This window comes from Deinococcus rubellus (assembly GCF_025244745.1).
Classification (GTDB): Bacteria; Deinococcota; Deinococci; order Deinococcales; family Deinococcaceae; genus Deinococcus; species Deinococcus rubellus.
Genome location: NZ_CP104213.1, coordinates 2132455 through 2156855 on the forward strand (window position 1 = coordinate 2132455; position 24401 = coordinate 2156855).

A 24401-nucleotide genomic window follows, 5' to 3' on the forward strand; every position below is an offset into this window, starting at 1 on the left:
TTGCAACACTAAAGGCCATGACCACTCCCCCACCCGTCTCCACCCTCGCCCGACTGCTGCCGCGCCTCTACCGGGGCGGTCAGGCCTACGTGGGCGTCGAAGCCACCTTATCGGGCCTGACGGCGGCCCAGGCCGTGACCGTGCCGAATGGTGTGCCGCACAGCGTCGCGAACCTGCTGGCGCACATCAACTGGTGGAACCGCTGGATGCTGGACATCATCGAGACTGGCGCGCCCGTGCCGTATCCCAAGCACGCCAACGAAACCTGGCCCACCACGAAGGCTGAGAGCTGGGACAACCTCAAGACCGAGTTCTACGACCTGCTCAGCCGCATCGACGGCCACGCGGCGCGGCCCGACCTCCAGAATCCGGTCAACCACGACGAGACCATCGGGGAGTTGCTGGCCGACTTCGCCCTGCACACCGCCCACCACTTCGGGCAGATCATCGTGGTACGCCAGCTCATCGGGGCCTGGCCCCCACCAGGAGGAGGTGACACATGGTGAAGCCAACTCCTCTAGAAGCCGCGTCCAGCGTCTTTTATCGTTCATCCAAAACCTATCCCGTCGCCGTGCGGGCCGAGGGACCCTATCTGTGGGACGCGGCGGGCAAGCAGTACCTCGACGGCTCGTCGGGCGCACTCGTCGCCAACATCGGCCAGGGACGCGGGGAGGTGGCGGAGGCGATGGCCGGGCAGGCGCGGACGCTGGCCTTCGTTCACGGCTCGCAGTTTTCCAGCCCGGTGCTGGAGGAATACGCGGCGCGGCTCACCCAGTTCTGCGGGTTGCCGGAGTTTCGGTTGTGGGCGGTGTCGGGCGGCTCCGAGGCCACCGAGAGCGCCATCAAGCTGGCCCGGCAAGTTCAGGTGGAGCGCGGCCAGCCGGGGCGCTTCAAGATCGTCACCCGGCGGCCCAGCTACCACGGAGCCAGCCTGGGCAGCCTGGCGGCCAGCGGCATGGGGGCGCGGCGCGAACTGTATACCCCGCTGATGAATGAAAGTGCCTGGCCGAAGATGCCCAAACCTGACACCAGTTTGAGTGGTGAAGCCGACGCTGCGCGCCTGCGGACCGTGCTGGAAAGCGAAGGGCCGGAAACGGTGGCCGCCTTCATGGCCGAACCGGTGGTGGGCGCGTCCGACGCGGCACTCTCGCCCAACGCCGGGTACTACCAACGCATTCGGCAAATCTGCGACGAGTTTGGCGTGCTGCTGATCAGCGACGAGGTCATGAGCGGCATGGGCCGCTGCGGCTCACCGCTGGCGCTGGAGTTGTGGCACACCCGCGCCGACATCACGGTGTTGGGCAAGGGACTGGCCGCCGGGTACGCGCCGCTGGCCGGGGTGCTGGCATCACCGGAGGTGTACGCCGCAGTGATGGCCGGCTCGGGGGCCTTCAAGCACGGCTTTACCTACGCCGGGCATCCGATCAGCCTGGCGGCGGGCCTGAGCGTGCTGGACATTCTGGAGCGTGAGCAGCTGACGGCGCGGGCGAGCGAACTCGGCGCACGGCTACTCGCGGGCCTGCGCGAGTTGCAAACCCGCTTTCCCCACATCCTGACGGTGCGCGGCACGGGCCTGATGCTGGGTCTGGTGCTGGGCGACCCGCAAACCAAGCAGAGCTTCGAGACGCCGGGACTGGCCGCCCGACTCGGCGCAGCGGCCTTTGAGGCAGGCCTGATCGTTTACCCCGGCAGCGGCGCAGACGACAGCGTGCGCGGCGACCACCTGCTGCTCGGGCCGCCGCTGAGCCTCACCGACGCTCAGGCCGGAGAGCTGCTCGGCAAGCTGGAGCGGGCCTTTGCAGCGGTGCTGGGGCAATCCACGCTCAACTCGAAATAACCTGCCAGGCCGCCGCCACCGCCGCGCCGCGCTCGAATTTCGCGCCCAGCGCCGTGAAGGCGTCTTCCAGAATGCCCGCCACCGAGAGGGCGTCGTAGCGGTCGGCGTAGCCTAGCGTCGAGATGCGGAACACGGTGTCCTCGTGGGGAGCCTGACCCGGCAGCGCCCGCTGGTTCATGCTGGCGAGCTGCGCGGCAACCTGTAGACCGCCCAGGCCTTCCGGCGGCACCAGCACCGCCACCGCTGGCGACGGACGGCTGGCCCATGAGCGGCATCCCAGCGCCTCGCCCGCCGCGATCAGGGCGTCGTTCTGGCGCTTCTTCTCGGCCCACAGCACCTCCAGCGGCACGCTCAGTAGCCGGTCGAGCGAGGCGTCCAGCGCGTGCACCAGATTGATGGCGGGCGTCTGGGGGGTGTTGGCCTGCTTCTGGCCGCGCAGTTCGCGCTCCAGATCAAGGTAAAAGCCCTTGGGCGTGTCCTTGATCAGCCGGGCCTCGGCCTGCGGGCTGAACAGCACGAAGCCCAGGCCCGGCGGGGTGGCGGTGGCCTTCTGCGACCCCGAAACGATGATGTCCACATTCCAGTCCGCCGCCCGCAGTTCGGCCACGCCATAACTGGTCACCGCGTCCACGATGATCAGCAAATCAGGGTTGACCGCCCTGGCCGCCGCCGCGATGGCCTGCAAATCGTGCAGCGCCCCGGTGCTGGTTTCGGAATGGGTGATGGTGAGCGCGAAGGCGTCCTTGCAGGCCTCGGCCACCTCGCCCGCGTCGAGCAGTTCGCCCCAGGGCTTTTGCACGCTCGTCACGTCGTAGCCCAGCCGAGCCGCCATCTCGCCCCAGCGCTCGCTGAACTTGCCCGCCGAAGCGTTGACCACTTTCGCTCCCGCCGGAACGCTGCTGACCAGTGCGCCCTCGAAGGCCGCCGTGCCACTGCCGGTGACGATCACCGCCTCGAACGCGTCGCCCAGCAGCCGGCTGAGTTTGCCGCGCGTTTCCAGAAACTTGGCGCGGCCCTCGGGGGAGCGGTGGTGCATCTGCGGTTGGGCCAGCGCCAGCAGGGTCGCGGGCGAGACTTCCACCGGACCGGGCGCAATCAGGCGGGGGCGGTTGAGCGGGATGTGGGGAGGAGGGGTCATAGGGTATTGTGGCGCGTTTGGTGCGCGAGGGCGGACAGAAGGCTGGGCAAGTGACAGTCGACAGGTGCACTCCACCGTCGCCCCGAAAAATACTGAACCCGGAGGCTCTTCACGCCGGGCCACGTCAGCAGGATTGGGGTTCTCACGCCGCGTGAAGTTCGCGCTGGGCGTTACTCTACCCGCATGCGAATAGTCATCGTGGGCGGTGTGGCAGCGGGCATGAGCGCGGCCACCCGTGCCAAACGCCAGAACCCGGAAGCCGAAGTGGTGGTCTTCGAGCGGGGCGAGTACATCAGTTATGGCGCGTGCGGACTGCCCTACGTCATCGGCGGCGAAGTCGAGGGCTTCGACAAGCTGATCGCCCGCACACCCGAGCGGATGCGCGGCGAGGGCGTCGGCGTGCGGCTGCGCCACGAGGTCATCGGGGTGGACAGCAAGGCCCAGACCCTCACCGTGCGCGAAAACGGTGGGGCGACCCACACCGAGCCGTATGACCGCCTGCTGCTGGCCACTGGGGTCTCCCCAGTGCGCCCCGACTGGGCCAGTCCTGCTTGGGCCAGCACCGGGGCATCGGGCGTTCACGTGCTGCGCGACATCCCCGATGGACAGGCCATAGAAGCCAGCCTGAAAGGCGCAAAGCGGGCCATCATCGTGGGCGGCGGCTACATCGGGCTGGAACTGGCCGAAGCACTGCGCTCACGCGGCCTGAGCGTGGTGCTGCTCGAACGCGGTCCGGGGGTGGCCGGACGCATCCTCGATCTCGGCTATCAGCGGCAGGTGCGCCACGAGCTGGAAAAGAACGGGGTGGACGTGCGATGCGGCGTGACCGTGGAGTCCCTGACCGCCAAAAACGGACGGGTGACCGGTGTGCAGACGAGTAGCGGCCTCCTGCGCTGCGATCTGGTGATGGTGGCCGTCGGTGTGCGGCCCAACGTGGCGCTGGCCCAGGCAGCGGGTGCACGGCTCGGCAAAACAGGCGCGGTTCGCGTCAACAACCGGCAGCAGACCAACGTGGAGCATGTCTACGCGGCGGGCGACAATACCGAGAGCGTCCAGCGCGTCACCCGGCGCAAGGTCCATGTACCGCTGGGCCTCACCGCCAACAGGATGGGCCGGGTCGCGGGGATCAACATGGCAGGCGGCGAGGCCCAGTTTCCCGGCATCGTCGGCAGCGGCATCTTCAAGACCTTTGGTCTGGGCGTGGCCCGCACCGGCCTCACCCAGCACGAGGCCGACGCCCTGGGACTGGACGCCGTAAGCGTGGACGTGGAGAGCACCGACCACGCCGGGTACTACTTCGACGCCGCCCCGATTTATGTGCGCCTGACCGCCGAACGCGGCACGGGAAGACTCCTGGGCGCGCAGATTCTGGGGCATCCTGGCAGTGTCAAGCGCATCGACGTGATTGCCGCGCTGCTGCATTCACGCGGCAAGGTGCACGATCTGGCCGAGGTGGACCTGAGCTATGCCCCACCCTTTTCCAGCGTCTGGGACGTGCTGCTGGTGGCGGCAGGCCAGGCCAGCAAAGCTGCGAGGTTGCCCAGAGAGAACACCCCGGCCTGAGCCCTACTTCACCATCCGGCAGAAATATTCCGTCGCTCCGCCTTTCGAGGTACCGCGCAGGCAGCGGTAATCGATCAGCGACTTCATACGGCTGGCGCTCTGGCCGAAGCGCCGGGAATTGAGCACGATCACTTCGGGCGTGTTGAGATCGATCCTTCCGGCCCGGTCGGCGATAACCTGCACGTTGAGGATGCGGCGCGTCCTGTCCACGGGCAGTTGAAGCACGAAACGTTCAAGAGTGGGGCGGATGTTGGTGCCGATTCTGGGATCACGCAAGGTGGCGACACACCTGCTGATCGGCACGCAACGCAGGGTGACTCCGGTAGCAGGCTGCGCGAACGCCAGGCCCTGAGCCGTCACAAGAATACCGAGGAGTCCGACGAGCCTTCCCTTTGCAGCCATAAATCTCCTTCGTTGCCCGACTTCTCAGTCTATTCTTCGCAGCTCCCGCGATCTACGCCCGACCCCCTGGCCATCCCACTTCCAGTGCCGGAAGCAGCGAGGCCATCAGCGAACGTCTCAGCTCCTGCGCCTGACCGAGATAGGGTTGGTGGACGGTAGAAAGAGCCTCCAGCAGCTCAAGGCGCTCAATCGGCGGAATATTTCCGGCGGCCAGAACACGCCGGGCAGCATCAACCGTGCCTTGATCAGCTTCTAACCAGAGACCCAGCGCAACTCTCCGCGCCTGAACAGAAGGCGTGAGACCCAGTTTCGCCTCCGCCAGCAACTGCCGAGCATCCAGGCCATGCCCCGCGTTGATCAGCGCTCTGGCGAGGTGGAGAACGAGCCGGTCACGGCTTCTGGAACCGTCGAGATCATTACGGTGCAGTATGTGCCCCAGAGCGACAGCTTCTTCATAGGGATGACCCTCGAAACCCAGCATTCGCGCTTCGATCATCTGCCGCGTTGGCGATTCAGTGTCACCGTGCAATTCACGTCGTCCTATCACGCGCCTGGCTTCCTGAAAGAGCCTCAATTCCAGCAGCAATTCGGCAATGATGTGCGTCGCCTCCAGTTGGTGGAGGGTGTCGCCCACCGCTTCGGCCTGAGCCAGCACCAATTGAAGGAAAGCCACCGACCCGCCCAGGTCGCCGTTCAGACGGCAAATCTCGGCACGGTTGAGGTTGGCCCACTGAACGGTACGCGGATCGGCCTCACCCTCAGTCATCAGTTCCACTTCCACCATCAGACTCTGGGCGAGTTCCACAGATTCGGCCTTGATGGCCAGCGAAGTGAGATTGAAGAGGGCCAGCCGTTCGCTTTGTCGGTCCTCCATCTCGCGCGCCAGATTCAGCGCCAGGAGGCCCGCTTCCCGCGCCGCCTCCAGTTCACCGGAGCGGTCAGCAATCGCAAAGCTGTTGAACAGTGACCGCAGTTGCCCCATCCGGCTGCCCGCCCGCTCGAAACCCCGGCGCGCGAGTTCGGCGTGTTCGGCGGCCATCTTCAGGTCGCCGGTTTCCAGGGCGCTGGCGGTCAGCGAGTGGTGAAGCCGTCCGTAGAGTTCCGGCAGTTCGGCCAGCGTCACACCGGGAACGTCCAGCGCCCCGTGCAGATGCCGCTGGGCCTCGTGGTATTGGCCCAGATACACCTGAGCGTTGGCGTATTCGAGCAGGGCACGGGCGTGCTGCTCCGGCGTGGCGTTGGGGTCGGCCACCACCTGCTGCCCCAGATCGAGCACCTCACGGTAGCGTCCGCCGTGAAAGAGCCATTCCAGCCGCGCCAATCTCGCCTCCAGCCACCAGCCCGCCTCACCCTCGCGGTAGGCCAGGGCCTCCAGGCGCTCGACTTCGGTTTTCCAGCCGGGGCGGTCGTCAACCGTGCGCCACCACAGCAGGCGGCGGCGGTGGCAGGCCAGGCGTGTCTCCGGGGTTAACTGGCCCGCCAGTGCCCGCTCCGAGTGCGCGAGCGCCTGCGGGTAGGCATAGACCCGCTCGGCGGCGCAGGCGGCCTTCCACCACCACCCGGACGCGTCCTCGCCCGCCGCTTCGAGGTGCTGGGCCACCTGCTCGGGCGCGCCGCCGCGCTCCAGTTCGGCGGCCATGTGGCGGTGGAGCAGGGCAGCGCGCACCGGACTCAGCGACGAGAGAATGGCCCGCCGGATCAGGTCGTGCGAGAAACGAAACTGCTGATCTTCGACATCGAGCAGCCCCGCCTGCTGGGCATCTTCGAGCAGGTCGAGGCAGGTCCACTCGTCCAGCGCCGTGCATCGGGCCAACTGGCGCACCGAGAACGCCGGGCTGCACACGCTGGCCGCCTCCAAGACCCGCTGCGCCTGCACCCCCAGCCGCAGGGCGCGCTGCAAGATCAGCGCCCGCACCGGAGCGGCCTCGCTTTCCGGCGGCACCTTTAGCGGCCCCTCGCCCTGGGTGTCGCGCAGCCGCCGCAGGGTTTCGCGCACCGCCAGCGGATTCCCGGCAGTGGCGTCGTGCAACCAGATGAGAAAATTCGGGTCCGGCGCGGCATGGGTCCAGGCGCGGGTCAGTTCCGCCAAATCTGCCTGACCCAGCGGGCCGAGGTTCAGGCGCGTCAGGGGCGCACTCAGGCGCAGGGCGGCGGGATTTTGCGACAGTTCGTGGGGCCGGGCGGTGGCCAGCACCCAGGTGCCCACCTCGGCGCAGCGCTCCAGCACGCCGCCGAGCACCTCGCACGACGCCGAATCGAACCAGTGCAGGTCTTCGAGCAGCAGCACCCCATCACGGCCCAGGCGCTGCTCCATGATTTTCGCCACCGCCCGGCGAAAGCCCGCCCGCAGCGCCGGGTCCGGCGGCAGGTGGCGGCCCGGCAGCATCGGCACGAGGATGGCCTGCTCCTCGCCGCTGAGGCCCGCAAAGTGGCGCTCCAGGGCCGCCGTCGCCGGAGAAAAGGGGGTGTGCCGCCCGGCTTCGTGGCCGCTCAGGATCAACACCTTGACCTGGCCGCAGGCAGCGCGGGCCAGCGCGCTCTTGCCGATCCCCGGCTCACCCACGATCAGCGTGCCCAGGCGTTGCCGCAGCGCTTCGTAAGTGTCGGCGCGGCCCACCAGCAGCGGCGGCAGCGGCGGGGCCGGTCTGGGCGGCACGCTGAGGTGGGGTGCGGGCACGGCGCGGCGGGCCTGCTCGGCCAGCGCCAGCGTTTCGGGCAGCGGCGTCAGGCCGAGTTCGTCTTTCAGCATCGCCTGGCAGCGGGCGAACTGGCGCAGGGCCGCCTCGCGCTCACCCAGTCGCAGGTGCAGCCGCATGGTTTCGGCATGCCAGCGTTCGCGCAGCTCGTCGGTTCGCAGCAGCCGCTGCCACAGTGCCAACGCCTCCGTCAGTTGCCCGCCCTCTTCCAGCGCCTGCGCCTGGGCCGCCAGCGCTGCCGTCCAGAGGGTGTGCAGCCGCTCGCGCTGGGCTTCGAGCCAGTCACCCAGGTCCGGCGCGTCGAAAAATTCGGTGCCGTCGAGTAGCCGCCCGCCGTAGTGCGGCAGCGCGGCGGCAAAGTCACCCTGGCCGCTGAGCAGCTCGAACAGCCCGGCGTCGGACATCACGTCGGCGCTCAGCGCCAGAATGTCACCCGACGCGTGCAGCTGTGCGCCCAGCGGCGTGGCCCGCAGGCGGCGCAGTTCCTGGCGCAGATTGACGCGGGCCGAGGACTCCTCGTGGTCCGGCCACAGCAGCGCCGCCAGCCGGGAGCGCAGCGTCGCGCCCTCCAGCACCAGGTAAGCGCACAACGCCAGGGCGCGGCGGGTCGGGAAGCGGACACTCTCTTCCCCAACCCGCAGTTCGCCGCGCCCCAGCAGTGTGATCCAGATCATGCTTGACGCTCCTCACCCGAGAAACGATGCTGGCTGCCCCAAAGGGCGAAGGAAGGAGCCGAGCGGTCAACCGCATGATACCAGAGCAGAGAAACGGTGCGGGGAAGTGACCAGTCCGCCGTCACAGGTCACCTGGGCATCTTCAGGGCACTACTTTTCAGAGGACGGGACGCTGAAGGCACACCGCCGACATGAACGCGCCCCACCCAGCCCACCGGGCCTCTACACCTTAACCAGATAAGCCGACTCGATCACGTCCAGCGCCCGCACCGCTTCGAGCTGCTCGGGGCTGAGGGCGTCGTCCAGGGTCAGGGTAAAGAGCGCCTGACCGCCTTTCTGAGCGCGGCCCAGCGCCATTCCGGCGATGTTGATGCCCCAGGTGCCCAGCAGGTTGCTGAGTTTGGCCACCGCGCCCGGCTTGTCCTCGTTGCTGGCGATCAGGATGTAGCCTTCCGGCTCCAGCTCCACCCGGAAGTCGCGCAGCCGGGTCAGGCGCGGCGACTTGCCGAAGACGGTGCCGCCCACCGTGCGGGTGCGCTCCTTTGCGCCGTGCTCCGTCACCTTGACGATCACCTCGGTCTGGTAATCGGGACTGTCGGTCTGCTCGCGCACCGCCACCGAGAGGCCGCGCTCCTTGGCCAGCGCGCGGGCGTTGATCATGTTGGGGCGCTCGTCGGTGCTGCCCGACAGGTAGCCCACCAGTACGCTGGTCAGCACCGGGGTGGGGTCGGCGGGAAAGTCGCCCCTGAACGTCACCTCAATGTCGCTGGCCCCCGGCAGCAGTTGCGCCAGGATGCGCCCCAGCTTCTCGCCCAGGGTCAGGTAGCCGCCCAGCGCCTCCATGGTCTTGGGGTCGAGGGCGGGGGCGTTCACCGCTCCCTTGCTCACGTCGCCTTGCAGAGCGGCCAGCACCCGGTCCACGATCTCCGCACCGACCCGCTCCTGGGCTTCCACTGTGTTGGCCCCCAGGTGGGCAGTGATGCCGAGGTTCTTAGCGTGCAGGAAGATATGGTCGGGGGTGGGCGGCTCGTCCACAAACACGTCGATGCCTGCCGCGAAGAGGTGCCCACTGTTCAGGGCAGCCACCAGCGCCTGCTCGTCGATGATGCCGCCGCGTGCCGCGTTCACGGCAATCGAGCCGGGTTTCAGTTTGGCGAGTTCGGCCTCACCCAGCATGCCGCGCGTCTCGTCGGTCAACGGGGTGTGCACCGTCACGGCGTCCACCTGCGCGAGCAGTTCGTCCAGGGTGGCAGCCCGCTTGACGCCGAGGCGCTCGAACTTGCTCTCCGGCACGTAGGGATCATAGGCGACCACGTTCATCCTGATGCCCTGGGCCCGGTCCGCCACCATGCTGCCGATGCGCCCCAGTCCGATGATGCCCAGGGTGCGGTCCTTGAGTTCAAGGCCCAGGAACTTGCGGTCCCAGTCGCCCGCACGGGTCTTGGCGTCGCTGCGGGTCAGGCCCCGCGCGGCGGCCATCAGGTGCATGATCGCCAGTTCGGCTGCCGAAACGTTGTTGCTCTCGGGGGCATTGAGGACCAGCAGACCACGCAGCGAGGCGTAGTCGAGGTCGATGTTGTCGACGCCCACGCCACCGCGCCCGATGACCTTCAGGCGCGGCCCGGCAGCGTCGATGAGTTCGCGGTCCACCTTGGTGCGGCTGCGGGTGATCAGGGCGTCGAAGTCGGGCAGACGGCGCAGAATTTCCTCGCGCGGCAGGTTGCCCTCGTATTCGAGTTCGAAGCCGGGAAAGTCGAGGTTGCCGGGGTTCATCTCGTCGCAGATCAGCACCCGTTTCGGCGCGGCGGTGGTGGGGTCATGGGCGGCCTGGTCGGTCTGGGGCGCGGAGGCGGTCATAGGGTTCAGGGTACTGCGGTGCGTGGCTTCAGGGCAGCGGGTTGTCTGTGTCTGGAGTGTTGCCGGAGCTGAAAGCAGCACTCGGCGGCAGGACTATTTGTGGCTGGATTGAATCTGGTTGGACCGTTCGGGTTCGGGCCACTCCCCGTCCAGCAGCGACAGGTCAGCGTCCTTGCCCAGCGCCCGGCGCAGTTGAACGGCGTACTCGGCAGGGGTGATCTCGTAGGTACCAAACTGCTGGAGGTGGGAATTCTGAAGCTGGGCGTCGAGCAGCACAAAGCCGCGCCGGGTCAGGTGCTGTGAGAGCCGCACCAGCGCCACCTTACTGCCGTGTGTGACGGCGTGGAACATCGTCTCGCCGACGAACGCGCCGCCCAGCGAGAGGCCCAGCACGCCCCCAGCCAGGTGTCCACCTTGCCAGGTCTCGAAACTGTGGAGCAGGCCGGTCTTGTTGAGGTGCAGGTAAATTCCGGCCAGCTCGGGGCTGATCCAGGTTTCCGAGCGGGCCATGCACCCGGCCAGCACACCGGGAAAGTCGGCGTTGAGGCGCACCTCGAAGCGGCTCAGGTGCTTCTTGAGGCTGTGCGGAATGTGCAGCACCTCGCCCAGCGGCACCAGGGCGCGGCGGGTGCTGGAATACCACTCCAGGCCGCGCCCGTTGTCCATCAGGAATCCGCCGCCCGCGTAGCCGCGCGCCACCTCGCGGGTGAGGGGATCGGGATGGTTGAGCATCACGGCGGCGGTGGGCACACCACCAAGGTAAGCCCTGGGCCGAACTTCAGGGTAGCCTTCGCCCCCCAACCCCCCCGGAATCGCAAGGTCGAAAACTTCACATCCCCTCCCCCACCCATTCAGTCCGGCTCAGCGTAAGTAGAGTCAGCGCGGGTACAAGATAACCTGGGTGCAGCGAAACAGCGCCAGCGTCTTGCCCTCAGCACTCACTACCGCGTCCCAGACCTGGGTGGTGCGCCCGCCGTGCAGCAGCCGGGCCTCGACCTCGATGCGCCCGGCGCGGGCGGTGGCGAGGTGGTTACTCTTGAGTTCGATGGTGGTAAAGTTCTGCGCGCCCGCTGGCAGCGCCAGGATGGTGCCGTAACCGCAGGCGGTGTCGGCCAGCCCCACCACGCTGGCGGCGTGCAGAAAGCCGTTGGGAGCCAGCAGTTCGGGGCGGATATCGAGGTGGGCGCGCATCAGGCCACGCCCGGCGTGGGTGAATTCGATGCCCAGCAGTCCCGGCAATCGGCCCTGGCTGCGGGCATTGATCTCGGCCAGATCGGGGGTCTCGGAGAGGGGCTTTTGCTGCTCGGTGAGTCGATCGGTCATACCCTCAGTCTAGCTTCAGGGCCACAGACGGTTGATCCAGTCGGCGGGCTGGGTGGCCTCGCCGCGCACCCGGATCTCCAGGTGCAGGTGCGGTCCCTCGGAGATGCCGGTGGTGCCGACCTGCCCGATCACGTCGCCGCGCTTGACCGATTGCCCCACCTTGACCAGAATCTTGGACTGGTGAAAGTACAGGCTGCTGACGCCGCCGCCGTGGTCGATCATGACCAGCCCGCCGCGCACCGGGTACAGTCCAGCGATGACCACCGTGCCGTCGTTGACCGCGCGAATGGGCGTGCCGAGCTTGGCTGGATAGTCTGCACCGTAGTGATACGTCACCGGGCTACCGGGGGTGTAGGTGCGGCTCTGGCCGAACGAGCCAGGAATCGGCGGGTTCGGCACGGCGGCGGCAAACGGCTTGGTCCAGATCGGCAGGCCCCGGCTGAGGTACGCCTTGTTGACCATCGCGTCCTCGGCGGCCTTGCCGGGATCGGTCAGCTTGGCTGCTACCCTGGGCGAGAGGTGAAGCTGCACCACCGGGCCACCGGGCTTCGGGCGCAGCGGGATGATGCCGCGCACCACCTCACCGCCCACCACGATCTCAACGATGACCGGGGTGGTCTTGCCCAGCACCACCCGGCCCGGCACCACATAGACGCCCGCCGCGCCGTAAGGGGTGAGCGTTTCATCTGGCTGGCGCACGTCCTCGCCGAGTTCGCTGGGAAAGCGCACGGCAGCACCCTGGGCACCCTTACCGGTCAGTTTGACGCTGAAGGCGTCGCCCATGCTGAGCTGCTCCGGCAGCGTGACCCTGACTCCACCGACCTCGAAGCTGCTGCCCACCCGCACCATGACCGGAGGGCGGGGCGGCGACTCCGGAGCGGCGCTGGCCGGGGCCGGTTTGGGCGGTGCAGGGATTGCCGGACTGGGCACAGGACTAAAAGCAGACGGCAGGGTCAGTGTGAAGCCGGAAGGAGCGGGCGGCGGTTTTGTCGGCTGCCGGGTCGCAGGTGGCTGGGTCGAAGACTTCGGCGCAGACGTCTTCGGGAGAACCGGGACCGGGGTGCCTGGATTCGGAGCCGCTGGGGGCAAAGCCTCGCTGGCGCTCAGGCGCAGCACCTGACCCACCGCCAGAGAGTCAGAACTGAGGTTGTTCAGGCGGCGCAGGTCCTCGACCTTGAGGTTGTTGGCGCGGGCCAGGCTGTAGAGCGTATCGCCCTTCTGGACGGTGTACGCGCCGCTCAGGCCCAGCAGCGAGAGCGAGAGTGCCAGGGCGAACGGGGTGGCCTTCATCATGTGAGTTTAGTCGGGCCAGATGAGCGGAGCCAGACGAGCCAGGTCAGACGAGCCCGCCCCCAGCAGCATGAGACGGGTCAGGCCGTATCGAGCGTCAGCGTCACCGGGCCGTCGTTGACCAGCGAGATGACCATGTGCGCGCCGAAAACGCCCTCGCCCACCGTTATGCCCAGCGCACGCAGCGCCGCGTTGAACTCGGCATAGAGTGCTCTTCCCTGCTCCGGCGGCGCGGCTCCCAGGAAGCTGGGCCGGTTGCCCCTGGACGTGTCAGCGAACAGGGTGAATTGGGAAATACTCAGCACCCCGCCGCCGACATCAGCCAGCGAGCGGTTCATCTTTCCGGCGTCGTCATTGAAGATGCGCAGCTTGACCAGCCTGGCCGCGAGACTGCGGGCAGTGTCGGGCGTATCGGCTGGAGCCACGCCCAGCAGCACCACCAGACCCGCGCCGATCTGCCCGGTCAGTTCACCCTCCACCTCACAACTCGCCCGCGTGACGCGCTGAACGACGACCCGCACTCTAGTTTTCCATCCCTAATTGCCCAGCCGCTGGCGCAGCGCGTTCACGGCATTGCCCAGCACCTCGGCCTCGGTCATGTCGAGGTTGCCGCGCGTCTTCTCGGCCAGCATGGTCAGCAGTTTCAGACTCCGCTCGGCGGTCTGGTGGGCACGGTCCGAGGCCAGCAGGCCGTCACGGTTGGCCGAAGCGGTGGCCGCGTTGATGTCGCCGAGCGCCGCCTCGGCGGTGGCCTGCAAGGAGTGGATCAGGCCCAGGAATTCGGGATTTGCCATGAGAGGCATGCTAGCAAGGCAGCGGTGATGATGTCTGCCGCAGGCCAGCGGTCAGCCGGCGGCGTAGATAGCCTGATCTGGCCCAATACTCAGGAATACTCAGGCTGGAACGGGGGTCGGCGCTTGCCGCCTGGCCACTTCCGCCCGCACCAGCGGCGCGACCCGCGTGCCGTACAGTTCGATGGAGTTCATGATCTGGGCGTGGGGCTGGGTACCGACGCTCATCTGCATCAGGAAGCGGTGGTGATCAAAAATCTGGTGCTGATAGAGGATCTTCTCGGCCACTTCTTCAGGGTCGCCCACGAAGTATACGCCGCGCAGGGTGCTGGCCGCGTCGTACTGGGCTCGGGTCATCTTGCTCCAGCCACGCTCCTTGCCGATGGCGTACATGGCGGCGGCGGTGGCCGGAAACGACTCGTCCCTGGCCGCCTGCGAGGTGGCGGCGATATAGCCGTGCGAGTTGATGCCCAGCCGCAGACTCGCCGGACCGTGCCCAGCCTCAGCCGCCGAGGCACGGTAGAGGTCGGTGAAGCCCCTGAACTGCTCCGGCAGGCCGCCGATGATCGCCAGCGCCAAAGGCAACCCCAGTTGCCCGGCCCGCACTGCCGAGCCCGGGGTGCCGCCCACTGCCAGCCAGATCGGCAACTCGGCCTGCGCCGGGCGCGGGTAGATACCCACGTCCTGCAAACTGGGGCGGTACTTGCCCGACCAAGACACCCGTTCCGAGTCGCGTAATTTCAGCAGCAGGTCCAGCTTCTCTGCAAACAGCTCGTCGTAGTCGCGGGGCATACCGCCGATGAAAATCGGAAACGATTCGGAAAAGCTGCCGCGCCCGGCCATGATCTCGGCCCGGCCTCCAGAAATCAGATCGAGTGTGGAGAAGGCCTGAAATACCCGCACCGGGTCCTCGGTGCCCAGCACGGTCACGGCGCTGGTCAGTCGGATGGTCTTGGTGCGCGCCGCCGCTGCCGCCAGCACCAGAGCGGGCGAAGACACCGTGTAGTCGGGCCGGTGGTGCTCACCGATGCCGTACACGTCCAGGCCCAGTTGGTCGGCCAGCTCGATTTCTTCCAGCAGGTCCTTGAAGCGCTGCTCGGCGCTGACTGTGAGGCCGGTTTGGGGATCGGGCGTGCGCTCGCCGAAACTGTAGAGGCCGAGTTCGAAGGGAACGGTGGTGACGACAGGGTTGGACATGATTTACCTCCGCTGCTCAATCAGAGCAGGCTCGTTATGTAAATCAGTTTAACAAATAAACCATTAGAAGGCAAGTTCAGGTATGTCCTACTTCAGAACAACGCCTCCTGCCCCGGATCAACCCGCTCACCGCCCAGGCCCTCGGGCGTTTTGCCATTCAGCACGGCGCGCACTTCCTGAATGTCCTTCCAGGTGAGGCTTTTGGGACCGCCGGGAGCGCGGGTGTCGTTGCGCAGCAAGTAGGCTGGGTGAAACATCGGCATCAGATAAGCCGAGTACAGGCCGTCCTGCTGCTGATAGTGGTGCCAGACGCCGCGCAGCCGGGTGATGCCCGCGCTGGTCTGGAGCAGGTACCGGGTGGGCGTGTTGCCGAGGGCCAGGATGACGCGCGGGCGCAGCAGGGCCAGTTGCGGCTCCAACCACAGCGCCGTGCAGGTCTCGGTTTCCAGCGGCAGCGGTGTGCGGTTGCCGGGCGGGCGGCATTTGACGATGTTGGTGATGTACACGTCGCTGCGGCCAAGCTGCACCGCCTTCAGAATCTGGTCGAGGAGTTGCCCGCCGCGCCCCACGAAGGGCCGCCCGGTGCGGTCCTCATCGCCGCCCGGTCCCTCACCGATGATGACCAGCCGGGCCTCGGGGTTGCCGTCGCTGACGACGACCTGGGTGCAACCGGGGCGCAGATCGCAGGCATGACAGGCTCTGTTCTGGACCGCGAGGGCGGCGAGCTGGGCCGCGTCGGCACTGTCATCACTCACGGGCAACACTCACTCTCAGCGCTCACGCTTCAGAAGACACGCCCTGGGCTGGGGCCGCGCCCGCGAGCAGCGCGCCGAGTTTGGGCCGCTGGCTGCGGGCCTCGCGGCGGGTGCGCGGATCGAGCGCCACCATCAGAAAGAAGTTCTCCAGGCCATTCTCGCGGCCCTTGATCTCGGCGTACTCGTTTTCTGGCGTGCCGCTGGAAAACGGCAGGCTGCGGTAGAGCGACAGGGCGTACTCGATCACGTCCTCGGAAGCGTGCTGGGCGGCATAGACTTCGAGTTCGCCGTAGACCGCACGCCGCGCCTCGGCATGGGTGCGAAAGGCGTCGGGGTAGGGCGTTTCGGGGGCGCGCAGAAGGTCTTGCCGGGCAATCCGGCGGTAGTGTTTGAGACCTTGCAGCAGTTGTTCGGTGGTCATCAGGCTTTTCACAGAAGTCAGTGTCCTCCAGAAGAGTGGCAGTCGGGCGGCTTGGTCCGGCACAGGCTTCAGCATCTCCAGCGCCGGTTCTTCCCCAAGAGTTTAAGCCCTGCTGCCGAAAAGAAAAGCGCTTCACCTTCTTCTCTCCGATTTCTCGCTGGCAGCCCAGAGCGCACTAGACTGCCCCTGTGCCCGATCTGCCCGCCGACCTGACCCCGACCCTGCTGCGCCTGAGTGCCCGGCGCGCCCAGCTTTCCACCGCCGGGACGACTTTTTACCGGATGGTTCACACCACCGAAACCGCCGGGCTGTTCGCGCTGGACCGGGCCGGGCCGGTGGGCGTGCTGAGCCTGTACGCCGATCTGAGCGCCGAGCAGGAGCAGCGCCTCGCGGCCGCCTGCGGCGAGACGGGCCTGGAAAGCATCTATCTCAAGCGCCGCCCCCCGGAAGCGCAGCATGCGGCCAATGTGGAGCGGGGCCGCCTCTCGCCGCCGGAGCCAATCTGGGGTGAGAGGCGGCCCGAGGTGGTGGCCCTGGAAGACGGCGTGCCGTACCTGATCCGCCCCAGTGCGGACCTCAGCATCGGGCTGTTCAGTGACGCCCGGCGCGCCCGCACCTGGGTCCGGCAGCATACGCCGCCTGCGGGCCGGGTGCTCAACACCTTCGCCTACACCTGCGGCTTTGGCCTGAATGCTGCGCTCGCTGGGGCTGCCAGCGTCAAGAATCTCGATCTGTCACGAAAGGTACTGGCCTGGGGGCAGGAAAACTACGCCCTGAGTGGTCTGAACGCTCCCGATGCCGACTTTCTGTACGGCGACGTGTTCGAGTGGCTGCGGCGGCTCGGCAAACGCGGCGAGCTGTTCGAACTGGTCATTCTCGATCCGCCGAGTTTCGCGCGCTCGAAGGCAGGCGTGTGGCGCAGCGAGCGCAACTATGCCCGGCTGCTGGCACAGGCTGCCGCCGTCACCGCGCCGGGTGGACAGGTGCTGGCGCTGATCAACCACGCCGGAGTCAGCGCCGCCGTCTTCGAGCGCCTCCTCGGCGCGGGCGCGGTGCAGGCGGGCCGGGCCATGTCCTTCACGGCCCGCTTCGGCGCGGGCGAGGACTATCCAGGGGCCGAACACCTGAAAGTGCGGGCGCTGCGGCTGGAATGACCGCTTGATTGAACAGTTCCTGGGCCAACCGTCGTCAACCCTCGCCCTTACTTCAGCTTGATCACCAGGGGCTGTGCCGTCGGGACCGTCACGTTCACCGTCTGGGCAGCGTAGCCGTCGCCGACCACATTCAGGGCATAATTGCCGGGCGTATCCAGGGCCAGCGGGCCAGGAGCCTGACCAATCAGCGCCCCGACCTTGAGACGGCTGGCAGCAGGAGCACTGACGACACTCACCTTGACCGGCGCGCTGAGACTCTGGCCGGAGCTGCCCACCAGCTGGGCCGTGACGGTGCAACAGGCGGCAGCGCTCAGCGCCGGGCCACTCGAACGAAAGGCGCGCTGGGCCAGCAGCATCACCAGTACGGCGGCCAGCACCAGCACCAACAGCCACAGCGGATTGAAGCGGTTGGCACTGGGGCGGTGAGGCGAGCTGGGCACACGGGTCGTCGGGCGCGCCAACGGGAGCAGTCCGTCCGCCGGGCTGGGCGTATGCGCTCCCACTGCGGCAACATCCTCACTTCCCTTCTTGACCTGCCATGCGCCGTCCTGGCTCCAGCCGATTTTGACCGACTTGAGTTGCCGGGAAGAAGCCGAAGGAGCCGCTTCCGGAGCGGGTGTGCTCGGCGGCTGTACATCCGGTCGGGCCGTCTCTGAGCCACTCGGGTCTGGCCGAACCTGAGCAGCCTCCCCAGCGGTGATGACCGACTCGGGTACGGCACTCGAAAACACCAGTACCTGAGTCTCTTCGCCCGTAGCTTTGTCAACCTGCACTTCACCGCTCTGAAGCTCCTGGGTCTCAGGCTCGGCGGGCTGCGCCACAGGTGATGGAACGGATAGGACCGGGCCCGGCGTAGGGTCGGCGCTGGCGAGAAGCTGCCCGGCAGGCTCGCCTCCAGGCGCAGGCAGCTCGTCAGCAGACGGGGCCACAAGCTCAGCCTCCACCGAGACAGCCTGCGCGTCGTCAGTGGGAAAGGCCGCCAGGAAGTCCAGCATCTCCGACTCGGTGGCGTCCGGTTGGGCTGGAACGGGTGAAGGGGCGTCCGACTGGGTGAGGGCGACCTGAACGGTGGGAACCGCACCCGCCTCAACAGTCTGCGGCGGCTCTCCAGCTTCCACTTCTCCCCAGTCGAACACCGGCAGTCCAGCGGAGTCGGCCGCCGCTTGGTCGTCCGGCAGAAGTTCAGCCGCACCCAAAGCAGGCGGCAGCAAGGAAGACGGCAGTGGGGCGATGCGCTGCTCGGGGTCAGCGATCAGCGGCAGCGGGGCTTCCGGCGGGGGGGCAGAGCGCACTTCTCGCGGGTGCAGCGGCGCTTGCACCATCAGCGGCGCAGGCGGCGTGGGCAGCGGCGGTCCGGCGTTGAAGCGGGCCAGGGCGTCGCGGGCGCTGGGGCGCTGGGCTGGGTAGGGGCTGAGCAGATCACTCAGGCCCGCTGGCAACGGTCCCATCCGCAGCAGCGTCACGCCCAGGGCGTAGAGGTCAGCAGCGGGACTGACACCGCCTTCCGGCGCGGCCAGCGCTCCCTGCGCCTCGCCCCACGGCAGGGCAGCCCCGGCCAGCCGCACTTCGCCGTCCCACTCCCAGAGCTGATGTGGCCCCACCCCGCCGTGAACCAGGCCCGCCTCGTGCAGCGCATTCAGCGCCCGCAGACCGCCCAGCGCGGTTTGCAGCGGGTCGCTGGCCAGCCCAGCGTGCGGCGGCAGTTCACAGGCCACATACGCCTGCTCGCCCTGAATTCCGGCCTCGATGTAGGGCAGCAGCGAGGGCGTCTCTGGGAGTTCGGGCAGCGCCGCCGCCTGCGGCAGCAGATACACCAGCGCGGGCAGACCCGTCAGACGGTCGAGCGCATGCAGGACCTTGACCGGCTGCGCCGCGCCGGAAAAGCCAGTGTCCAGCGAGCGGGCGGCCACGAATGGCCCGACAGTCTTCATATAGAAAAGTATACTGAATTCCAAAATTGGGCGAAAGGGTTGCCCACTGCGCCAAAATCAGCTTCCCGACAGACAGTTCAGCGCTCCGCCGCGACCTGCCCCAGCACCCGGCGGTAGGCGGCCAGATACTGCGGCACAATCAAGCTGGGGTGGAACTTTTCCAGCGCGGCGCGGCGTCCGGCCTGCCCCATGCTGAGATACACGTCCCGGTTCTTCAGGATTTCCAGGGCGGCGTGGGCCATCGCGTCCACGTCGCCGACCTCGGCCAGGCGGCCCGTCACGCCGTCCTCGACCACCTCGGGAATGCCCCCGGCGCGGGCGGCCACCACCGGCACCTCGCAGCTCATGGCCTCCAGCGCCGCCAGCCCGAAGCTCTCCTTGTTGCTGGGCAGCAGGAACAGGTCAGCGATGCCCATCACGGTTTGCACGTCAGGAAACGAGCCGAGGAAGTGAACGCGGCCAATCACGCCAAGCTGCTGGGCCAGCTCGAAGGCGCGGGTGCGCTCGGGGCCGTCGCCGACCATCAGCAGCCGTGCCGGAATCTCCGAGGCGACCCTGGCGAACACCTCCACCACGTCCTCGACGCGCTTGACGGGCCGGAAGTTGGAGACGTGCAGCAGCAGCGCTTCCTCGGGGTGGGCGAAACGGGCGCGGATGGTGGGGTCGGTGACGCGCACAAAGCGCTGGGTATCCACGAAGTTGGGAATGACCTCGATCGGCACGTCCACCTTGAGGGTTTCGCGGGTCAGGTCAGCCAGAAACTGCGACACCGCTGTGACCGCATCGGACTGCTGGATGGCGTGGCGGGTGGTGTGGCGAAAGGCCGGTTCCGCGCCGACCAGCGTGACGTCAGTGCCGTGCAGGGTAGTAATCACTCTGGTTTTGCCGGTGATGCTGCGGGCGTGCAAAGCGGCGGTGGCGTGCGGAATGGCGTAGTGGGCGTGGGTGAGCTGCACGCCGTACTCCTCGATCACCTCGGTCAGCGCGTTGGCGGCGGTGAGTTCGGGAAACGGCTGGTCGAACAGGGCGTAGGCGAACGAGCTGGCCTGGTGAAAGTAAGGCCCGTTCGCGCCGCCCATGCCCTGCAACCGGAACGGCACGGCGTTGCCGACGAAGTGGACCTCGTTTCCGGCCCGCGCCACCTCCAGCCCCAGTTCGGTAGCGACCACCCCCGAGCCGCCCGCGCCGGAGTGACACAGCACAGCGATTTTCAGTTGGCTCGGGTCCGTCGGCGGGCCGTCGGGCAGGGAAATTCTGGGCATCAGCATCGACATGGGAGCGGATTATACGCGGGGCATGTCAGGGCAATAGGGGCCAGATGCGGCCAGCTCAGCGGGCGTCCGCGTTAGAATCCCAGCCATGACACCGACGCAGCCGACCATTCTCGCCGTCTTCGCCCACCCCGACGACGAAGCTTTCAGCGTGGGCGGCACGCTGGCCCACTACGCCCAGAAAGGTGTGAAGGTGGTGCTGGCCTGCGCCACACGCGGCGAGGCAGGCAAGATCACTGACCCCAGCATGACCATCACCGATCTCGGCCAGCACCGCGAGGACGAACTCAGGCGGGCCACCGCCGCGCTGGGCATTCCCGACCCGGTGTTTCTGGATTACCACGATTCGGGCCGCTACGAGCGCACCCGTTACGACGACGAACTGGCGCTGATGAATGTCAACCCGTTTGCCGCCGAGCTGAAAATCCGCGATTTGATCGATTCAACCAAGCCCGACATCCTGATCACCTTCGACCCGCACGGCGGCTACGGGCACATTGACCACCTGATTATTCACCGGGCCGCCGCCGCCGCTTTTTTCAGCAGTGGCAATCTCGGGGACGGCGGGCTGATGCGGATGTATTTCACGGCCCTGGGCGTGGAGGCGGCCAAAGGACTGGCACGCATGGGGCAAGACCTCGACCCCAACATCTACGGCGTGAGCGAGAGCACCGTCGCCGTGAAGATGGACGTGTCGGCGCAGGCCGAGCGCAAGAAAGCCGCGCTGGTGGCACACGGTTCACAGACCGGCCCGAACAGCCGCATGGGGCAGATGTCGCAGGAGGAGCGCGGCGAGATGGAAAAGCGGATGCTCGGCAGCGAGGGCTTTTCGATTGGTGGCACGCGCACCAGCCTGCCCACCTTCCCGCTGCGCGGCCTGTTTGACGGGCTGAAGGGGTTTGAGGCACTGGACGACTGATCGTTCGCCCCACATCGCCCCGGCCCTGCGCTGGGGCTTTTTTGTTCTTCCCTGTCAACCATGCTTGACTTTTGGTCTCGCTTGGCCTACTTTAAGTCAAGCGAACTAGACATCAGGACAAGGAGAGATGACATGATGACCGAGCAGAAAAAACCCAGAACCTCCAACCGTGAGCGCCGCGTCTGGCAGAGCATGTGGAGCATGTTAGCCGCCGGCGTATTGATCGCTGCCGTCGCCATCGTCGTGGCGCTGCTCAAGTCCCGCGCTGAGGGCAGCGCCTACAGCTTCCTCAACGGCATGTCGCTGGGCCTGCTCTCTACCCTGCCAGTGGGCATGGGCTACCTGCTGTGGCGTGCTTACCGCCAGATGGACGAGTTCGCTCAGCGCCAGCAGGAGCGGGCCTGCGCCTTCGCCTTCCTGCTGACGATGATGGTCGTGATGGTGGCCTTTGCGGTGGCCTCGTTTACCAACACCGTGATTCCGTTATGGGCCGTGTACGTGTTCGGCATGCTGGTGTACACGGCGGCCGTGGTGCGCGGCGCGGTGCTGGCGAAGGGCGGGCAGGCATGATGCAGGCCCGTGAAACCCACACCACCAGAATCAGGCGCTACCAGTGGCTCGAAGTTCTCTTGCCCACCGTGCTGTCGTTCCCGTTCATCACCGTCTACTTCGCCACGCCGCTGAGTCTGGCCCAGGTCGGCGGCAGCTACGCGCTTTTGCTCCTGCCGCTGCAACTCTTTCTGGCCGGGTATCAGTACCGGGTCAGCGACGAATACAGCCGCCTGAACCTGCTCAAGGCGCACGCCGTTGCAGGACTGACCCTCTCCTCCGGCCTCCTGCTGCTGCTGGCCCTCAGCTTGCTGGGCCGCCTGGAGATTAACTGGCTCAGCCTGTTCTGGCTGTCGGCTGCCTGGTCGCTGGCCTTCTCCGCCACCTTCAACACGCTCAACTCCAGTAAGGGGGCGTATGAATGACTCGCCCATGCTGGTGTGGCCCCAGATGAAAAACCGCATCAAGGTGCTGCGGGCCGAGCACAACCTGACCCAGGCTGATCTGGCCGACAAGCTGGACGTGTCACGGCAAACGGTCAACGCCCTGGAAACCGGCAAGTACGATCCGAGTTTGCCCCTGGCCTTCAAACTGGCGCGGCTGTTCGGAATGAAGATAGAAGACATTTTCAGCGACGAGGCGGCAATTTGATGCTCAAGATCAACCAGCTCGGCAAGACTTACGGCGATTTTCAGGCCCTCAAGAGCGTTACGCTGGAGGCCAGCAGCGGCGAGGTCTTCGGGCTGCTGGGGGCCAACGGCGCGGGCAAGACCACGTTGCTGCGGACACTTGCCACCCTGCTCTCCCCCACCTCCGGCTCGGCCAGCGTCAACGGCTTCGATATCGTGCGGCAGGCCCAGCAGGTGCGGGCCAGTATCGGCCTGGTCAGCGGCGGAATGGGTCTACATGACCGCCTGACCGGGCGAGAGACGTTGAAGTATTTCGCCTCGCTCTACGGCCTGAGCGCCGGGCGCACCGAGGAGCGCATTGAAACGCTGAATCAGCAGCTCGACTTGAAAGACCTGCTCGACATCCGGGCGGGCGGCTTTTCCACCGGCATGAAACAGAAGATCGTGGTGGCCCGCGCCCTGGTTCACGACCCGCCCGTGCTGCTGCTCGATGAGGCTGCCAGCGGCCTGGACGTGCTGGCGCGGCGCACCCTGCTCGATCTGGTGACGGCCCTGCACAGCCAGGAGCGCCTGATTGTTTACAGTACCCACGTCATGAGCGAGGTGGAGGAACTGTGTGACCGGGTGGCCGTCATTTCCGGCGGCGAAGTGCTGAAGGTGGGCACGGTGAACGAACTGGTACAGGATTCGGGCGAGAGCAATCTGGAGCGGGCCTTCTTCCGGCTCTTGTCTGAGCAGAAGTTGCTCCCAGCACAAAAGAAAGGGGTTGTGCGTGGCTAGCGTCTGGACCGTCGCCAAGCAGGAACTGCTGACCACCTTGCGAGACCGGCGCACCCTGACCAGCACCATTCTGGTACCGCTGATCATGATTCCGCTGTTCACAGTGGGGCTGCCGCTGCTGTTCGGCACCCTGTTCGGCGGCCAGGCCCAGACCCGGCAGACGGTGGGCGTCGTCGGCACGTTGCCGCCCGCGCTCAGGAGCCAGCTCACCCAGGACAGCAAGGAAGAAAAAGGCGTGCGCCTGATTGCCGTCACCGATCCCACCGCCGCCGTGAGAAACGGAGACGTGGACGCGGCCCTCAACGTGCAGTCGGCGCTGCCCAGCCAGGCGGGAACCAGCGGCCAGCTGCAACTGTTCTACAAGGTCGGCAACCTCAAGGCTGAGAGCGGCGCGGCTGGCAAGGTCAGGTCGGCGGTATCAAACTACAACAAAGGTCTGGTTGGCAAAAAGCTGGCCGAACTCAACCTCAGCCCAGCGCTTCTGACCCCCATTGCCCTCAGCACCGTCGACGCCAGCAACGCGGCAGAAGCGGGCAGCGGACAGCTGGCCTTTATCATCCCGCTCTTTTTGCTCCAGTTCATTCTGGCCGGGGCCACCGCCACCGCCACCGACTCCACCGCCGGAGAGCGCGAACGCGGCACCCTGGAAGCCCTGCTCGCCACGCCCGCACCGCGCTCCACGCTGCTGATGGGCAAACTGGTGGCGACCACCCTCACCGCCCTGATCGCGGCGGGCTTCAGCGTGCTGGGCCTGAGTCTCAGCGCCCCAATTGCCCTGCTGGTCACACCTGCTGGGCAGAGCACGGCGCAGAGCGCCACCCAGCAGGCCTTCGGCGGCTCGCTGGCGCTGGGCCTCGGCGGGCTGGGCGCGGTGCTGATCACGGCGGCGTCGGCGGCCCTGCTGATCAGCGCCCTGCTGCTGACCTTATCCCTGTTTGCCCGCTCGGTGAAGGAGGCCCAGACCTACATCGCGCCGCTGACCCTGCTGATCATCTTGCCCGCCACCCTGCTGCAATTTGCCGATTTCCTCAAAACCAGTAACGCCATCTATGCCGCGCCGCTGATCGGCAGCATGCTGGTCATCCTCGACACGGTCAAGGGTGCCCTGAGCGGCCCCCACCTGCTGCTGAGTCTGGGCGGCAACGTGCTGCTGGCAGCCCTGCTGACCCTCATCGCCAGCCGACTGTTTGGCCGCGAGGGCGTGGCCTTCAAGAAATAAGCGCC

At 66.9% G+C, this 24401-nt stretch carries 24 protein-coding genes; 10 read left to right on the forward strand and 14 right to left on the reverse strand.

The genetic code is table 11. From position 1 onward, the window contains the following. Positions 1-17: 17 nt before the first annotated feature. Positions 18-506 (forward strand): DinB family protein, encoded by a 489-nt coding sequence (locus N0D28_RS10935; protein WP_260559551.1) that lies wholly within the window; start codon positions 18-20, stop codon positions 504-506. Beyond that, positions 500-1837, forward strand: a complete 1338-nt coding sequence (locus N0D28_RS10940) for an aminotransferase family protein (RefSeq protein ID WP_260559552.1) — start codon at positions 500-502, stop codon at positions 1835-1837. Before N0D28_RS10935 ends, N0D28_RS10940 begins: the two co-directional genes overlap by 7 nt. Here N0D28_RS10940 and N0D28_RS10945 read toward each other — a convergent pair. Beyond that, positions 1824-2975, reverse strand: coding sequence for an aminotransferase class V-fold PLP-dependent enzyme (locus tag N0D28_RS10945; protein ID WP_260559553.1), 1152 nt, complete (start codon positions 2973-2975; stop codon positions 1824-1826). The two genes, N0D28_RS10940 and N0D28_RS10945, sit on opposite strands and share 14 nt — an antisense overlap. 183 nt (positions 2976-3158) lie before the next feature. Between N0D28_RS10945 and N0D28_RS10950 the strand changes: the two genes are divergently transcribed. Further along, positions 3159-4538: an FAD-dependent oxidoreductase gene (locus tag N0D28_RS10950; protein WP_260559554.1), complete on the forward strand. Its 1380-nt coding sequence runs from the start codon at positions 3159-3161 to the stop codon at positions 4536-4538. A 3-nt stretch (positions 4539-4541) separates the two neighbouring features. On the opposite strand, the gene N0D28_RS10955 is transcribed toward N0D28_RS10950, so the two are convergent. The 11 genes from N0D28_RS10955 to N0D28_RS11005 form a co-directional block, all read right to left on the reverse strand. Beyond that, positions 4542-4940, reverse strand: a complete 399-nt coding sequence (locus N0D28_RS10955; protein ID WP_260559555.1) for a hypothetical protein — start codon at positions 4938-4940, stop codon at positions 4542-4544. A gap of 52 nt (positions 4941-4992) precedes the next feature. Further along, positions 4993-8310, reverse strand: a complete 3318-nt coding sequence (locus N0D28_RS10960; RefSeq protein ID WP_260559556.1) for an ATP-binding protein — start codon at positions 8308-8310, stop codon at positions 4993-4995. 222 nt (positions 8311-8532) lie between these two features. Continuing rightward, the gene (serA, locus tag N0D28_RS10965; protein WP_260559557.1) at positions 8533-10167 is read right to left on the reverse strand and encodes a phosphoglycerate dehydrogenase; all 1635 of its coding nucleotides are present in this window, start codon (positions 10165-10167) and stop codon (positions 8533-8535) included. A gap of 93 nt (positions 10168-10260) precedes the next feature. Then, positions 10261-10917, reverse strand: coding sequence for a leucyl/phenylalanyl-tRNA--protein transferase (gene aat, locus N0D28_RS10970; RefSeq protein WP_260559558.1), 657 nt, complete (start codon positions 10915-10917; stop codon positions 10261-10263). A 126-nt stretch (positions 10918-11043) separates the two neighbouring features. Continuing rightward, positions 11044-11490, reverse strand: a complete 447-nt coding sequence (locus tag N0D28_RS10975) for a PaaI family thioesterase (protein ID WP_260559559.1) — start codon at positions 11488-11490, stop codon at positions 11044-11046. 15 nt (positions 11491-11505) lie between these two features. Continuing rightward, positions 11506-12780 (reverse strand): LysM peptidoglycan-binding domain-containing M23 family metallopeptidase, encoded by a 1275-nt coding sequence (locus N0D28_RS10980; protein WP_260559560.1) that lies wholly within the window; start codon positions 12778-12780, stop codon positions 11506-11508. An 80-nt stretch (positions 12781-12860) separates the two neighbouring features. Then, positions 12861-13301 (reverse strand): D-aminoacyl-tRNA deacylase, encoded by a 441-nt coding sequence (gene dtd, locus N0D28_RS10985; protein ID WP_260559561.1) that lies wholly within the window; start codon positions 13299-13301, stop codon positions 12861-12863. Positions 13302-13316: 15 nt separating this feature from the next. Next, positions 13317-13574 carry a DUF1844 domain-containing protein gene (locus N0D28_RS10990; protein WP_260559562.1) on the reverse strand — a complete coding sequence of 86 codons (258 nt, stop codon included), beginning with the start codon at positions 13572-13574 and terminating at the stop codon, positions 13317-13319. A 99-nt stretch (positions 13575-13673) separates the two neighbouring features. Next, complete coding sequence (locus N0D28_RS10995; RefSeq protein ID WP_260559563.1) at positions 13674-14768, reverse strand: Atu2307/SP_0267 family LLM class monooxygenase; 1095 nt, start codon at positions 14766-14768, stop codon at positions 13674-13676. Between the two features lie 92 nt (positions 14769-14860). Next, positions 14861-15523, reverse strand: coding sequence for a uracil-DNA glycosylase (locus tag N0D28_RS11000; RefSeq protein WP_260559564.1), 663 nt, complete (start codon positions 15521-15523; stop codon positions 14861-14863). Between the two features lie 22 nt (positions 15524-15545). Continuing rightward, on the reverse strand, positions 15546-15956 hold the full coding sequence (locus N0D28_RS11005; protein ID WP_260559565.1) for a hypothetical protein: 411 nt from the start codon (positions 15954-15956) through the stop codon (positions 15546-15548). Between the two features lie 176 nt (positions 15957-16132). Here N0D28_RS11005 and N0D28_RS11010 point away from each other — a divergent pair, with 176 nt between their 5' ends. After that, positions 16133-17098, forward strand: a complete 966-nt coding sequence (locus tag N0D28_RS11010; RefSeq protein ID WP_260559566.1) for a class I SAM-dependent methyltransferase — start codon at positions 16133-16135, stop codon at positions 17096-17098. Between the two features lie 47 nt (positions 17099-17145). On the opposite strand, the gene N0D28_RS11015 is transcribed toward N0D28_RS11010, so the two are convergent. Beyond that, positions 17146-19029, reverse strand: a complete 1884-nt coding sequence (locus N0D28_RS11015; RefSeq protein WP_260559567.1) for a hypothetical protein — start codon at positions 19027-19029, stop codon at positions 17146-17148. A 77-nt stretch (positions 19030-19106) separates the two neighbouring features. Then, positions 19107-20297: an N-acetyl-alpha-D-glucosaminyl L-malate synthase BshA gene (bshA, locus tag N0D28_RS11020; RefSeq protein ID WP_260561884.1), complete on the reverse strand. Its 1191-nt coding sequence runs from the start codon at positions 20295-20297 to the stop codon at positions 19107-19109. A gap of 91 nt (positions 20298-20388) precedes the next feature. On the opposite strand from bshA, the gene N0D28_RS11025 reads away from it, so the two are divergent. The 6 genes from N0D28_RS11025 to N0D28_RS11050 all read left to right on the forward strand — a co-directional run bounded on the left by N0D28_RS11025 (position 20389) and on the right by N0D28_RS11050 (position 24396). After that, on the forward strand, positions 20389-21219 hold the full coding sequence (locus N0D28_RS11025; protein WP_260559568.1) for a PIG-L deacetylase family protein: 831 nt from the start codon (positions 20389-20391) through the stop codon (positions 21217-21219). A gap of 132 nt (positions 21220-21351) precedes the next feature. Further along, positions 21352-21789 carry a hypothetical protein gene (locus tag N0D28_RS11030; protein ID WP_260559569.1) on the forward strand — a complete coding sequence of 146 codons (438 nt, stop codon included), beginning with the start codon at positions 21352-21354 and terminating at the stop codon, positions 21787-21789. After that, on the forward strand, positions 21786-22193 hold the full coding sequence (locus tag N0D28_RS11035) for a hypothetical protein (protein WP_260559570.1): 408 nt from the start codon (positions 21786-21788) through the stop codon (positions 22191-22193). Before N0D28_RS11030 ends, N0D28_RS11035 begins: the two co-directional genes overlap by 4 nt. 25 nt (positions 22194-22218) lie before the next feature. Continuing rightward, complete coding sequence (locus N0D28_RS11040) at positions 22219-22419, forward strand: helix-turn-helix transcriptional regulator (protein ID WP_260561885.1); 201 nt, start codon at positions 22219-22221, stop codon at positions 22417-22419. Continuing rightward, positions 22419-23177 (forward strand): ABC transporter ATP-binding protein, encoded by a 759-nt coding sequence (locus N0D28_RS11045; RefSeq protein WP_260559571.1) that lies wholly within the window; start codon positions 22419-22421, stop codon positions 23175-23177. Before N0D28_RS11040 ends, N0D28_RS11045 begins: the two co-directional genes overlap by 1 nt. Beyond that, entirely contained in the window at positions 23170-24396 is a 1227-nt protein-coding gene (locus N0D28_RS11050; protein WP_312846405.1) for an ABC transporter permease, read from the forward strand. The genes N0D28_RS11045 and N0D28_RS11050 overlap by 8 nt, the downstream gene beginning before the upstream one ends. Positions 24397-24401 lie beyond the last annotated feature (5 nt).